This is a genomic window from Pseudonocardia cypriaca (assembly GCF_006717045.1).
Taxonomy (GTDB): Bacteria; Actinomycetota; Actinomycetes; order Mycobacteriales; family Pseudonocardiaceae; genus Pseudonocardia; species Pseudonocardia cypriaca.
On sequence record NZ_VFPH01000003.1, the window covers coordinates 97219 to 110050 of the forward strand.

The following is a 12832-nucleotide window of genomic DNA, read 5'->3' on the forward strand; positions in this document are numbered from 1 at the left end:
CCTGAATCATTCGGGGTGGGCTCGCAGCGCCCTTCGCGGTCCTGATCCGACGCGAGCCCGCACCGGCCACATCGCGACGAGCGGCGGCAGTCGACGAACGTCCGTCGGGGCAGCCCCGACCCCTCTCAACCCGTAGACAGGTCTCGGTCGTGGTTGTAGGTTAGTCACCTAACTAACTCGCGACCGGCAAGGTCGTCGGCGCCTCGCAGCCCCGGACCTCCTCGTCGCGCTCGAAGGAACCGCGATGGATCGAGGACTCCGATGGTGCAGCTCAATGACAAGGCGCGAACGCTGTTCGATGGCAAGAACTTCGCTGTGCTGTCGACGCTCGAACCCGACGGCAGACCGCATTCGACGGTGGTGTGGGTGAAGCGCGACGAGGACGACCTCCTGTTCGCGCTGCCCAAGAGCCGCCGCAAGACCGCCAACCTGTACCGCGATCCGCGGGCGACCGTGGTGGTCTTCGACGCTGCCAACCCCTACGACAGCGCCCAGGTGCAGGGGACCGCCCGCCTCGAGGACGACCCGGACGCGGTGCTGGTCGACGAGCTCTCGCACAAGTACCTGGACGGGCCGTACCCCGGGTTCGCCGGACCGAACGCGCAATGGGTCGTCGCCAGGGTGACGGCCGACAAGGTCATCGCCTGACCGGGTTCACCAGATCCCCGGCCGGCAGGGCGGCCCGACGACACCAACCTTTCGGCCGACGTGGCGGCCGAAGAACCGGCAATGTGGCCGAGGCCGCCCGACCCGAACCCGCTGACGATCGCCTCTGTGCACGAGGTGATCAGTGGGATCGGCTTGACTCCGATCGAAGCAGTGCTGGTGGTGGGCGCATTCGCGCTGGTGTCGGCCCGCTGGCTGCCACCGCGGTTCCGGCGCCGGGTCGCGATCGGCGCCGCAGCGGTGTCGGTGGCGTCGGCGGCGGTGCTCGCGGTGGTCGGTCCTCGCTGGCAGATGGTCCCGGTGCTGGTGGCGGTCGTGGTGGTGCTGCCGTTCACGGCCCGGACCATCATGGGGAAGCCCGGCGGTCGGCGCGCCCGCTGGTGGCTGGCCGGACCGGGTTCGGCGGCCTGCGTCCTGGCGATCGTCGCCGGTGTGGGCGCGGCGATCGCCTTCCCAGTCCCGGACTTCCCCACGCCGACCGGCGAGTACGCGGTCGGCACGACCGTCGTCGAGTGGACCGAGCCCGATCGGCCCGAGACGTGGACGACCGACCCCGACGACGTCCGTGCGCTGCAGACCCAGATCTGGTACCCGGCCGAGGCGAGCCCGGACGAGGTGGAGCGGGCGCCCTACCTGGGCCGTTCGGAGGCCGAGGCGAACGCCGTCGCCGAGGGCGTCGGAGACTTCCTCGGGATCCCCCGGTTCATCTTCGACGGCCAGGTGATGGCCCGCACCAACTCGGTGCCCGACGCGCCGGTCGCCTCCGGCACCGAGCGGTTCCCGGTGGTGGTGTTCTCGCCGGGTGGGGGCATGGGACGTTTCACGAACGCCGCCTGGGCCGAGGAGCTGGCCAGCCACGGCTACGTGGTCGCCGCGCTCGACCACCCCTACGACTCGACCGCGGTCGTGTTCGCCGACGGCCGGACGGTGCACAGGGCGAGGTTCACCGTCAGGTCCGACGGCGACGCCCGCCGGTTGAGCGAGGAGTTGGCGGCGGTGAAGTCCCGCGATCTCGGTTCGGCCCTCACCCACCTCGGCCGTCTCGACAGCGGCGAGGTGCAGAGCGTCCTCGCCGGGAGGCTCGACACCGACCGCGCCGCGGTCGTCGGCATGTCGGCCGGCGTGGGCGGCGCCTTCCAGGCGGCCCGCACCGACGGGCGCTTCTCCGCGGTGCTCGCCCTCGACGGCCGTCCCTACGACGGCGACCCCGGACCGTACGACCAGCCGGCGCTGGCGCTGACCAACCAGTTCGGGCTGGAGGACAATCCCACCTACCTCCCCGAGCTGGGACGGATGCTCGAGCGCAGCACGACGACCGGCTACCTGCTCACCATCCCCGGCACCGCCCACCCGACCTTCACCGACGCGCCACTGTGGATGCCGCCGCTGCCGTCGCTGGTCGGCTCCCTCGGGCGCACCGAAGGCAACCGCATCATCACGGAGGTGACGATGGGCTTCCTCGACGCCGAGCTCCGGGACCGACCGACGGACCTTCCCGGCCTCTTCTCCGAGCACGGCGAGCTGACCGTGTACGGCGCCGGTTGACGGTGGCGCACGTAGGTCCGGCCGAGCCGGGAACGAGGTTCGCTACGCCACGTCCGCGGGCGTGCCGCCCGTGACCGCCACCAACTCGCCGTACGTGGTGGGGAAGACGGCGTGTGGGATGCCGCCTGCCGCCCACACCTCGTCGTAGGACTCGAGCGCCCGGTCGACGAGCGTCCGCAGCGGCGCCGGGTGCCCGACCGGGGCCACCCCGCCGATCGCCTGCCCGGTGGCGGCGCGCACGAACTCCGGCGACGCCCGCCGCACCCGCTGCGCGCCGACCAGCTGCGCCACCTTGGTGGTGTCCACCCGGTGGGCGCCTGAGGTCAGCACGAGCAACGGGTCACCGTCGGCGTCGAAGACCAGCGAGTTCGCGATCTGCCCGACCTCGACGCCCAGCGCGGCCGCAGCGGCGGCGGCAGTGGTGACGGCGTCGGGCAGCACCTGCATGCGCGCCACGCGGGAGGGGTCGGCACCGCCCGCGGTGAGGGCGGCGACCACGAGGTCGATGTTGCGGTGTGTTGCGGTGCTCACCCGGAGAATCAGACCACGCCCGTCATCCCACTTTCGCGCCGGTGAGCGCGCTCCCGTCGGCGGCCTGCACGACGCAGTGCACGGCGTGCTCGCCGGTGTCGAACGCGGCCTCCGTCGGGACCAGCGCCACGAGCTCCAGATCCGCGCGCCGGGGCGGCTCGACCACCGCGTGGAACGCCGGTTCGCACGCGCTCGCCGCGAGCCGGACGAGCGCGTCCCGTCCGGGGAAGCGCGCGTCGCGCTCGCCGAACGGGTCGAGGGACGCGACGATCTCGGCGCCGTGCGGACCGGCGCAGTCCGCGGAGCCGAGCACGACGCCGCCGGCCGCCGTCGCGTCGAGGCAACCGGACGTCGCACCGAGGCGCACGTCGCCGTCCGGCCCGTAGCCGAACGTCTCGATCCGCGGTCCCGCGAGCGCGAAACCCGCGGCGAGCCCGATCAGCAGGCCGAGCACCACACCCCCGACCGCCCACATCCAGCCGCGCGTACGGACGGGGGCCGCGCCGGCCAGCCGCGCGGCGTCGAGCGCGCCGACCACCTGCCGGGCCGCCGGCCGGTCCCGCGCCGCGGGCTGCATCAACCCGACGACCAGGTTCGGCAGTACGCCGCCGCCCCCGGACTCCGGCACGACGTCCTCGGCAGGCGGACGGCCGAGCAACGCGAAGTGCAGCGTGGCGCCGAAGGCCCAGAGGTCCGACTCGGTGGTCGCCTGCCCACCAGCACGCAGCTCAGGAGCCACGTACGCGGGATCGCGCGTCGTGCGCAGCGGATCGGCCGCGTCTGCGACGCCGACGCCCGCCAGGTGCACCTTCCCGTCCGGTCCGAGCAGCACGGTGCGCGGACTGATGTCGCCGTGCACGATCCCGGCGCTGTGCGCCGCGTGCAGCGCCGCGGCCAGCTGCCGCGCCATCGGGGCGGCCGACCGCTCGTCCAGGGGGCCGTCGCTCGCCACCCGCTCTGCGAGCGTCGGTGCCTCCACCAGCTCGGTCACGACGTGGTCGACGTCGTCGTCGGTGACCACGTCGTGAATGGCGATGAAACCGGCGTGGCGGAGCCTTCCCGCGGCCCTGGCAACGCGCAGCAACCGCTCGCGTGCCAGCCGCCGTTCGTCGGGATCGGACGGCAGGTGCAGCTCGGCCACCGCCACCTGGAGGCCGGTCACGCGGTCGGCGGCGCGCCACACCGCGCCGACGCTCGTGCTGCCGATGCTCCCCAGTACGACGTACCGTCCGCCGATCATCCGGGTCGGGCTGAATCCGGTCATGCAGCGTCACCCACCGGAGGGCGGACCATGATCACGACTCAGGCACAGTCCGAGCCGGGCAGCGGGGACAGGAACGCGTCGGCCGCCCACCGGCCCGCCTCCAGCTCCCGGAAGCCGTCGGTGACCACCTTGGTGCCGTCGACGCGCATGCCCCGCGTCAACGTCTCGACGAGCGCGGCGCCCGGGCTCGGCCCGCTACGGACGTTCAGCTGGTCGGTCATCACCTCGAGCTCGCAGCCCGTGGAGCCGTTGGCGGTCGTGATCTCCCCGAGCCCACCGCGATCGATGATGGCGAGCAACGCCAGCACGACGCCCGCGACCAACACGAACGTCCACCCCTTGAAGCTGGAGGCCTCCAACTTGGGAACCGTGATCCTGGCCACGACCGTGCCTCCCCGAGAACGTGTGGAAACCCACGGTAGCGGGCATGTGGCCTCCCGCGCCTCATGACGCCGTCCACTCCCGGTTCGGGATAGCGTGTTCGCGTCCGACCACCAGTCCGACCACCCGTCCCGAGGCAGGCCGAAGCAGAAGATGAAGGTCATCTACACCTACACCGACGAGGCGCCCGCGCTGGCCACGCACTCGTTCCTGCCGATCATCGAGGCGTACGCCGGCGAGGCGGGCGTCGAGGTCGAGACCCGCGACATCTCGCTGGCCGGACGCATCCTCGCCGCGTTCGACCTGGCGCCGGACTCGCTCGCCGAGCTCGGCGAGCTCGCCAAGACCCCGGCCGCCAACATCATCAAGCTGCCCAACATCAGCGCCTCGATCCCGCAGCTCAAGGCGGCGATCAAGGAGCTGCAGGCCGCCGGGCACGCCGTGCCGGACTTCCCGGACGAGCCGAGCACCGACGACGAGCGCGCCGCGCGGGCGGCGTACGACGCGGTCAAGGGCAGCGCGGTGAACCCCGTGCTGCGCGAGGGCAACTCGGACCGCAGGGCGCCCGCCTCGGTGAAGAACTACGCGAAGAAGCACCCGCACTCGATGGGCGCGTGGTCGGCCGACTCCACCTCGCACGTCGCGACGATGAGCGACGGCGACTTCCGGCACTCCGAGCGCTCGGTCACGATGGCCGAGGCCGGCGAGCTGCGCATCGAGCACGTGGCCGCGGACGGCACCGTCACCGTGCTCAAGCCGTCGGTGCCGGTGCAGCCGGGCGAGGTCGTCGACGCCGCGGTGATGCGGGTCGAGGCGCTGCGCGCGTTCCTCGCCGAGCAGGTCGCCGACGCCAAGGCCAAGGGCGTGCTGTTCTCCGTGCACCTCAAGGCCACGATGATGAAGGTCTCCGACCCGGTGCTGTTCGGGCACGCCGTGCAGACCTACTTCGCCGACGTCTTCGCGCAGTACGGCGACGAGCTCAGGAGCGTGGGCGCCGACCCGGACGACGGCGTCGCGAGCATCCTCACCGCCCTCGAGAAGCTGCCCGCCGCGAAGCGGGAGGCGATCGAGAAGGCGATCAGCGCCGCCTACGACAGCGGGCCGGGGCTCGCGATGGTCGACTCCGACCGCGGCATCACCAACCTGCACGTCCCGAGCGACGTCATCATCGACGCCTCGATGCCCGCCGCGATCCGGTCCTCCGGGCAGATGTGGAACGCGAAGGGCGAGCTGCAGGACGCGAAGTTCGTCATCCCGGACTCCTCGTACGCGGCGCTCTACGCCGAGGCCGTCGCCTTCTGCCGCGAGCACGGCGCGTTCGACCCCACCACGATGGGCACCGTTCCCAACGTCGGGCTGATGGCGCAGAAGGCCGAGGAGTACGGCAGCCACGACAAGACCTTCGAGATCAGCGCGCCCGGCACCGTCCGCGTGGTGGACGGCTCCGGCGCCACGCTGCTCGAGCACGAGGTCGCGGCCGGCGACATCTGGCGCGCCTGCCAGACCAAGGACGCCCCGATCCGCAACTGGGTGCAGCTGGCCGTCTCGCGCGCCCGCGCCACCGGCTGGCCTGCCGTGTTCTGGCTGGACGAGACCCGCGCCCACGACGCCCAGGTGATCGAGAAGGTGCGCGCGTACCTCGCCGAGGAGGACACCGACGGCCTGACGATCGAGATCCTCCCGGTGGCCGAGGCCACCCGCTACACCCTGGAGCGGGCGAAGCGCGGCGAGGACACGATCTCCGTCACCGGCAACGTCCTGCGCGACTACCTCACCGACCTGTTCCCGATCCTCGAGCTGGGCACCAGCGCGAAGATGCTCTCGATCGTGCCGCTGATGAACGGCGGCGGGCTGTTCGAGACCGGCGCAGGCGGGTCGGCCCCCAAGCACGTGCAGCAGCTCGTCAAGGAGAACCACCTGCGGTGGGACTCCCTCGGCGAGTTCCTCGCGCTGGCCGTCTCCTTCGAGTTCCTCGCCGAGAAGACCGACAACCCGCGCGCCGCCGTGCTCGGCAAGGCCCTCGACGACGCCACCGGCACGCTGTTGGAGACCGGGAAGTCGCCGTCGCGGCGGGCGGGCGAGCTCGACAACCGCGGCAGCCACTTCTACCTCGCCCTCTACTGGGCCCAGGCCCTCTCGCGGCAGACCGAGGACGCCGAGCTCGCGGCGACCTTCGCCCCGCTCGCGGAGCGGCTCGCCGCCGACGAGGAGAAGATCGTCGGTGAGCTGAACGGGGTGCAGGGCAACCCGGTCGACCTGGGCGGCTACTACTTCGTCGACAAGGCGAAGGCCGACGAGGTGATGCGCCCCAGCGCGACGTTCAACGCGGCGCTCGCGGAGTTCTGACCCGTGAGTGGATGCGAGTGCTGGAGCACTCGTATCCACTCACAGGGGTCAGAGCGCCGGGGTGAGCACGTCGAAGACCGCCTCCGCCTCGTCCCGGGCGACGTACATCCGCCACGCCGTGTCGGCGATCTGGTCGGGGTCGAGCGTGGGCAGCGACGCGCCCTGCTCGCTGAGCATCCGGTGGATGTCGCCGCGCTCGATCAGCCCGCCGATCGTGAGCGTCGCCGCGTACACGCCCTGCTCCCGCACGGCCGCGGCGAGCGTGAGGACGTACATGCGCAGGGCGGCGGACGCGGGTGCGAGGTTGCCCAGCATCGGCACCGGGCGCAGGCCGCTGAGCCCGCCGCCGAAGAACAACGCGCCGTCGCCGCGCCGCAGCATCGGCGGCAGCGCGGCGGCGACGAGTCCCACGGCCGGCAGCAGCACCGCCTCGAGCGGGGCCCGCACGGCCGCCGCATCCGCCTCGGGAAGCGGGACGATGCCCGAACCGAAGCTCGCAGACGCCGGGCCGTAGTACACGGTGTCGACCTCGCCGAGATCGGCCGCGATCCGCGTCAGCACGTCGCGCACCTGCTCGGCGTCGGTGACGTCCGCCGTGAAGCTGTGCGACTCGACGCCACCGGTCGCCAGCTCGGCCACGTACGCGGCATGCCGCGCGTCGGTGCGGGACACGAGCGCCACGGCGAAGCCCTCCCGCCCGAACCGCCGGGCCATCGACATCCCCAGCCCCGGTCCAGCCCCGAGGATCGCGATCACTTTGCTAGAAGTTGAGGTCATGCTCAACTTCATACCGGTAACCTGAGGCCACCGTCAACTTCGTGGATGGAACATGCCCCTGCGCAAGGACGCCCAACGCAACCTGGAGCGGCTCGTCGAAGCAGCGCGCGCGGTGTTCGCCGAGCGCGGCCTCGACGTGCCCCTCGACGAGGTCGCGCGCCGGGCGGGCGTGAGCATCGGGACGCTCTACAACCGCTTCCCGACCAGGGCCGACCTGGTGGCCGCGGTCTTCGCCGACCGCCGCGAGACCCTGATCGAGGTCGCCGAGCACGCGCTGGCGATGGACGACGCGTGGGCGGGGTTCGCCCACTTCGTGGAGCAGGTCTGCCGGATGCAGGCGGCCGACCGCGGCTACAACGACCTGTCGGCGCGCAGCATCCCGCAGGCCGCGCCCACCCCGGACCACCTCCGCGGGCGCGAGCTGATGGGCGAGGTGGTCGAGCGCGCGAAGCGCAGCGGGGCACTGCGGCCGGACTTCGTGCTGGCCGACATGGCGTTCGTGACCTGGGCGATCACCCGCACCATCGAGGCCACCGCCGACGTCGACCCGGACGCGTGGCGCCGCCACCTCGGCTTCGTCCTGGACGGCCTGCGCGCCCCGGCCGCGCACCCCCTGCCCGTACCCGCGCTCACCGACGAGCAGGTCATGCGCATCATGCGCAGCTGCTGACGGACGCGGCACCAGCTCCTGCCGCGGCCTTCGGTGGCCGCGCAACGTTCAGGCCCAGCCCCCCGCCGGGCCTTCGGTGGCGCCACGCCCCGTCCAGGCCGACCTCCACCAGGCCTTCGGTGGCGCCGCGCATCATGCGGGGCCGCCCCTCACGCCTCAAGGGCGCTCCGCGTCGCTGCCGCGATCGCTACGCGACCCTTGACCCGCGAGCCTCCGCGACCCCTCCGGGCCCGCTTCGCGGGCAGGCCACGGGCCTGCCCCTTCCTGCGCGCGGCGCCACCGAAGGCCGGTCTCACGGGCATGATCAGCGTTTCGGCGCGAAACCCGACGCCCTGCGTCGGGAAACGCACCCAGCTGGTGATCTTCGCAGCTCACGCACCCCTTCTCGGCTGATGCACCCCGTCGACCGGTCGCGTGGACCGAAACGCGGCGCGTGCGCGGAAACCGGGTGCGCAAGGGACAAGGGGATGCCCGACACCGGCCTCCTGGCGGCGCCGCGCACCAAGAGGGCAGGCCCTTGGGCCTGCCCGCACTGCTTGCCCTCAAGGGGCCGCAGAGGCTCGCAGGTCAAGGGGCGCGCAGCGATCGCGAAGCGACGCGAAGCGCCCTTGAGCTGTGAGGGGCGGCCCCGCACAATGCGCGGCGCCGCCAGGAGGCCTGGGAAGGCAGACCTTCAGCCAGAAGGCCTTGAGCCAGAAGGCCTTGAGCGAGAGAGGCCTGACTCAGAAAACCAGTTGCACCCGGCCGTAGCGTGGACAGACGTGCTCAGGCCCTACCTCCACCTGGTCAGGGCGGGCTTCCGGCGCCACTCCATCTACCTCGCAGCGAGCCTCGCCGGCCTGTTCACGAACACCGTGTTCGGGCTCCTGCGGGTCGCCGTGCTGCTCGCCGTCGTCGAGCAGACCGGCCGTGCTGCGGCCTACGACGCCGCCGACACGAGCACGTTCGTGTGGCTGGGTCAGGGCCTGCTCGCGGTCGTGATCCTGTGGCCGGAGCGGGAGCTCGCCCTTCGGGTGCGGTCGGGCGACGTCGCGATCGACCTCGCCCGGCCGTGGGACCTTCAGCCGGCGTTGCTGGCGCAGGACCTCGGCCGCGCCGCGCACGCCATGCTGGTCCGGTTCGCGCCGCCGGTGCTGTTCGGCGCGCTCGTGCTGCCGTTCCGGTGGCCGCAGAGCCCGTGGACGGTGCTGGTCTTCGCGGTGTCCACCGTGCTCGCGGTGGTGATCAGCTTCTCGATCCGCTTCCTGTTGGACCTGACCGCGTTCTGGCTGATGGACAACCGCGGCGTCGTCACCGTCTACGCCGCGACGACCGGGTTGCTGTGCGGGCTGACCGTCCCGATCGCCTTCTTCCCCGACACCCTCCGGGTGGCGCTGTACACCACCCCGTTCCCGGCGATGCTGCAGACGCCGATCGACGTGTTCGGCGAACGGGGCTCGGCGGCCGCCCTGCTCGCCCACCAGGTGGTGTGGGCAGTGCTGCTGATCGCCGCGGGGCGGTTCGTACTCGCTCGGGCGACCCGGAAGCTGGTGGTGCAGGGTGGATAGGGTCCGGATCCACCTGCGGATCCTCGGTTCGCGGGTGCGCAGCCAGCTGGCCTACCCCGTCTCGTTCACCCTCGACACCCTCGGGCAGGCGCTCGGCCACGCCGCGGAGCTCGTCGTGATCCTCGCGGTGTTCGCACACGTCGACGCGCTCGGCGGCTTCGCCCGCGACGAGGTGCTGCTGATCTTCGGGCTCGCCGCGATCTCGTTCGGTCTCGCCGACCTCGCCGTCGGCCAGCTCGACGATCTGCCGCGCTGGATCCGCACCGGCGAGCTGGACGTGCTGCTCGCCCGGCCGCTCGGGGTGCTCCCCCAGCTCGTGACGAGCGACCTGCAGCTGCGGCGCCTGGGCCGCTCGGCGGTGGGCGTGGTCGTGCTCGCCATCGTCCTGGCTCAGGGCCAGGTGGAGCCCACCCCGCTGAACGCGCTGCTCGTCATCGGCACGCCGCTGATCGGCACCACGATCATCAGCTCGATCTGGGTGGTCACCTGCTCGGTGTCGTTCTGGGTCATCGAGGGCCGCGAGCTGGCCAACGCGTTCACCTACGGCTCGCAGCTCACCACCGCGTACCCGATCACCGTCTTCGGACCGTGGCTGCGCCGCCTGCTCTGCTACGCCGTGCCGGGTGCGTTCGTCGCCTACTTCCCGGCCCTCGCGCTGCTGGACCGCCCCGACCCGCTCGGGCTGCCGCACTTCCTGCGCTACGCCGCACCGCTCGTCGCCGTCGCCGCCGTGCTCGTCGCGGCGCTCGTGTGGCGCACCGCCGTCCGCCACTACCAGGGAGCCGGATCATGAGCGCCGTCCCGGACACCATCATCGAGACGGAAGGGCTGCGTCGGGAGTTCACGGTCGGCCGCAGGCGCGCGCGGCGCCGCGTGGTCGCGGTGAGCGACGTGGACCTGCGCATCGCGCCCGGTGAAGCCGTGGGTTTCCTCGGCCCGAACGGCGCGGGCAAGTCGACGACGATCAAGATGCTGATCGGCATCCTCGTGCCCACCGCGGGCCGGCTGCAGGTCTGCGGCCTGGACCCCACGCGGCAGCGGCGCGAGCTCGCCCGCCGGCTCGGCGTGGTGTTCGGCCAGCGCAGCCAGCTGTGGTGGGACCTGCCGCTGCGCGACAGCTTCGAGCTGCTCGGAGCGATCCACCGCGTCTCCGAACCGGAGCAGCGCACACGGCTGGAGCGGTGCACCGAGGTGCTGGGGCTCGACGGGTTCCTCGACGTGCCGGTGCGGCAGCTGTCGCTGGGCCAGCGGATGCGCGGCGAGGTCACCGCGGCTCTGCTGCACGGCCCGCAGCTGCTCGTGCTGGACGAGCCGACCGTCGGGCTCGACCTGGTGAGCAAGGAGCGGCTGCGCGCGTTCCTGCAGGAGGTCAACATCGTCGACGGGGTGACGATCCTGCTCACCACGCACGACCTGCCCGACGTCGAGCGGCTCTGCCGCCGCGTCGTCGTGATCGACCAGGGCCGGGTGGTGGCCGACGACGCCATCGACGCGCTGCGCGCCCGTTCCGGCGGTGCACGGGAGGTCGTCGTCGAGCTGACGGCACCGGCCGCACCGCTCGAGGGCCTGCCGGGAGTGCGGGAAGTCCGGGTCGAGGCGGACGGCCTGCGCCAGCGGCTCGCGTTCACGCCCGGCGACACCACAGCGGCCGCCTTGATCTCGGCCGTCGCGGCACGCGCTGAGCTGCGCGACGTCACGGTGGTCGAACCGTCGATCGAGGACCTCGTCCGCCGGCTCTACGCACAGGACTGATCGCGGTCGGACCCGATCGCGCCGAATCAGGACTCCGCGGAAGCGGCCACACCCGGGATGCGGCCGTGCCGGAACGCGTCGACGAAGAGGGCGTGGTCCTCCCGCACCCGCGCGGCGTAGTCGTGGGCGAACTCCACCACCCATCCCACGAACTCGTCCTCGCGGCCGCCAACGACCTCGGCGATCGCCTCCTCGGTCTGGAACGGCACCAGCGAGTGGTCGGCGTCGGAGTCGGCCACGCAGTGCACCTTCGCCGTTGCCCGGCCGAGGTTGTCCACCACCGGGGCGATCTCGGCCGGTTCGGTGAGCTCCGACCAGTCCAGGTCCGCCTCGTACGGCGACACCTCGCTCACCACGAATCCGACGCCGTTCAGGTCGGTCCAGCCCAGCAGCGGGTCGGCGTGCGCCTGCAGCGCCCGCTGCGACACCGCGGTGCGGTGGCCGTGGTGCCGGAAGGCGCCCGAGATCGCCGGGTCGGTGACCACGCGGGACGGCGAGGCGACGTTGCCCTGCTTCATCGACAGCACGACGTCGTTGTCGAGCGCCTGGTTGTAGCCCTCGATCAGCACCGTGTAGGCCGGGAGCCCGGCGCTACCGATCCCGAAGCCGGAGCGCCCGGCCACGTCCTTGACCCGGTAGGCCACCCCGCGGAGCCGCTTCGCCTGCGGGATCGACTCGAGGTAGCGCTCGAACGCGTCGAGCACCGCCGCGCGCTCACCGTCCTCCAGCCTGCGCAGGCCCGGCACCTCACGCAGCACCCGGTCGAAGCCCTCGGTCTCGGTGATCCCGTCGAGCAGGGCCACCCGGGTGCGCAGCTTCGCCAGCTGCAGCACCTGGTGGACGGCACCATCGGTGGTGTCGAGCCGCAGCGCGAAGCTGCGATCGTCGGCCTGGTCGACGAACCACCGCACCTGGTCGAGGTAGGCCCGCACGTACCGCTCGACCAGCCGGGAGATGTCGGCGTCCGAGATCGCCTTGCGCCAGCCCAGCAGCGCCATGCTGGCGGCGAAGCGGGTGACGTCCCAGGTGAAGTGCCCGACGTACGCCTCGTCGAAGTCGTTCACGTCGAAGATCAGCACCCCGTCGCCGTCCATGTAGGTGCCGAAGTTCTCCGCGTGCAGGTCGCCCTGGATCCACACCCGGCTCGTCCGCTCGTCGGCCCACGGATCGTCCCGCTCGGCCACGTCCGCGTAGAAGAGGCAGGCGCTGCCGCGGTAGAATGCGAACGGGTCCGCCGCCATTTTCCGGAACTTCGTCCGAAATGCGCCGGGATCGGCCGTCATGAGGTCGGCGAACGCCTCCACCAGCGTGTCGACGATTCGTTCCGAGCGGTCGGTCATTCCCCGATGATGC

General features: G+C 72.1%; 12 protein-coding genes. 7 read left to right on the plus strand and 5 right to left on the minus strand.

What is annotated here, in order from left to right:
• Positions 1-261 precede the first annotated feature (261 nt).
• Complete coding sequence (locus tag FB388_RS32340; protein ID WP_142106512.1) at positions 262-648, plus strand: PPOX class F420-dependent oxidoreductase; 387 nt, start codon at positions 262-264, stop codon at positions 646-648.
• A 153-nt stretch (positions 649-801) separates the two neighbouring features.
• Positions 802-2211: an alpha/beta hydrolase family protein gene (locus tag FB388_RS32345; RefSeq protein ID WP_246122656.1), complete on the plus strand. Its 1410-nt coding sequence runs from the start codon at positions 802-804 to the stop codon at positions 2209-2211.
• A gap of 42 nt (positions 2212-2253) precedes the next feature.
• On the opposite strand, the gene FB388_RS32350 is transcribed toward FB388_RS32345, so the two are convergent.
• From FB388_RS32350 to FB388_RS32360, 3 genes are read right to left on the minus strand one after another with little or no spacing between them, the layout of a single operon-like run.
• Positions 2254-2742 carry a YbaK/EbsC family protein gene (locus FB388_RS32350; protein ID WP_425468596.1) on the minus strand — a complete coding sequence of 163 codons (489 nt, stop codon included), beginning with the start codon at positions 2740-2742 and terminating at the stop codon, positions 2254-2256.
• Between the two features lie 22 nt (positions 2743-2764).
• Positions 2765-4006 carry a protein kinase domain-containing protein gene (locus FB388_RS32355; protein ID WP_142106514.1) on the minus strand — a complete coding sequence of 414 codons (1242 nt, stop codon included), beginning with the start codon at positions 4004-4006 and terminating at the stop codon, positions 2765-2767.
• 38 nt (positions 4007-4044) lie between these two features.
• Positions 4045-4389 carry an SH3 domain-containing protein gene (locus FB388_RS32360; RefSeq protein WP_246122657.1) on the minus strand — a complete coding sequence of 115 codons (345 nt, stop codon included), beginning with the start codon at positions 4387-4389 and terminating at the stop codon, positions 4045-4047.
• Between the two features lie 94 nt (positions 4390-4483).
• On the opposite strand from FB388_RS32360, the gene FB388_RS32365 reads away from it, so the two are divergent.
• Entirely contained in the window at positions 4484-6733 is a 2250-nt protein-coding gene (locus FB388_RS32365; RefSeq protein WP_246122658.1) for an NADP-dependent isocitrate dehydrogenase, read from the plus strand.
• Between the two features lie 48 nt (positions 6734-6781).
• On the opposite strand, the gene FB388_RS32370 is transcribed toward FB388_RS32365, so the two are convergent.
• On the minus strand, positions 6782-7510 hold the full coding sequence (locus FB388_RS32370) for an SDR family NAD(P)-dependent oxidoreductase (protein WP_142106515.1): 729 nt from the start codon (positions 7508-7510) through the stop codon (positions 6782-6784).
• 52 nt (positions 7511-7562) lie between these two features.
• Between FB388_RS32370 and FB388_RS32375 the strand changes: the two genes are divergently transcribed.
• The 4 genes from FB388_RS32375 (at position 7563) to FB388_RS32390 (ending at position 11479) form a co-directional block, all read left to right on the plus strand.
• Positions 7563-8180, plus strand: coding sequence for a TetR/AcrR family transcriptional regulator (locus FB388_RS32375; protein ID WP_142106516.1), 618 nt, complete (start codon positions 7563-7565; stop codon positions 8178-8180).
• A 761-nt stretch (positions 8181-8941) separates the two neighbouring features.
• A complete protein-coding gene (locus tag FB388_RS32380; protein WP_246122659.1) occupies positions 8942-9727 on the plus strand; it encodes an ABC transporter permease in 786 nt (261 codons plus the stop codon).
• A complete protein-coding gene (locus tag FB388_RS32385; protein WP_142106518.1) occupies positions 9720-10520 on the plus strand; it encodes an ABC transporter permease in 801 nt (266 codons plus the stop codon). The genes FB388_RS32380 and FB388_RS32385 overlap by 8 nt, the downstream gene beginning before the upstream one ends.
• The gene (locus FB388_RS32390; RefSeq protein ID WP_142106519.1) at positions 10517-11479 is read left to right on the plus strand and encodes an ABC transporter ATP-binding protein; all 963 of its coding nucleotides are present in this window, start codon (positions 10517-10519) and stop codon (positions 11477-11479) included. Before FB388_RS32385 ends, FB388_RS32390 begins: the two co-directional genes overlap by 4 nt.
• Positions 11480-11505: 26 nt before the next feature.
• Here the strand turns inward: FB388_RS32390 and FB388_RS32395 are convergent, their stop codons facing one another.
• Complete coding sequence (locus tag FB388_RS32395; protein WP_142106520.1) at positions 11506-12819, minus strand: DUF2252 domain-containing protein; 1314 nt, start codon at positions 12817-12819, stop codon at positions 11506-11508.
• Between the last annotated feature and the right edge of the window lie 13 nt (positions 12820-12832).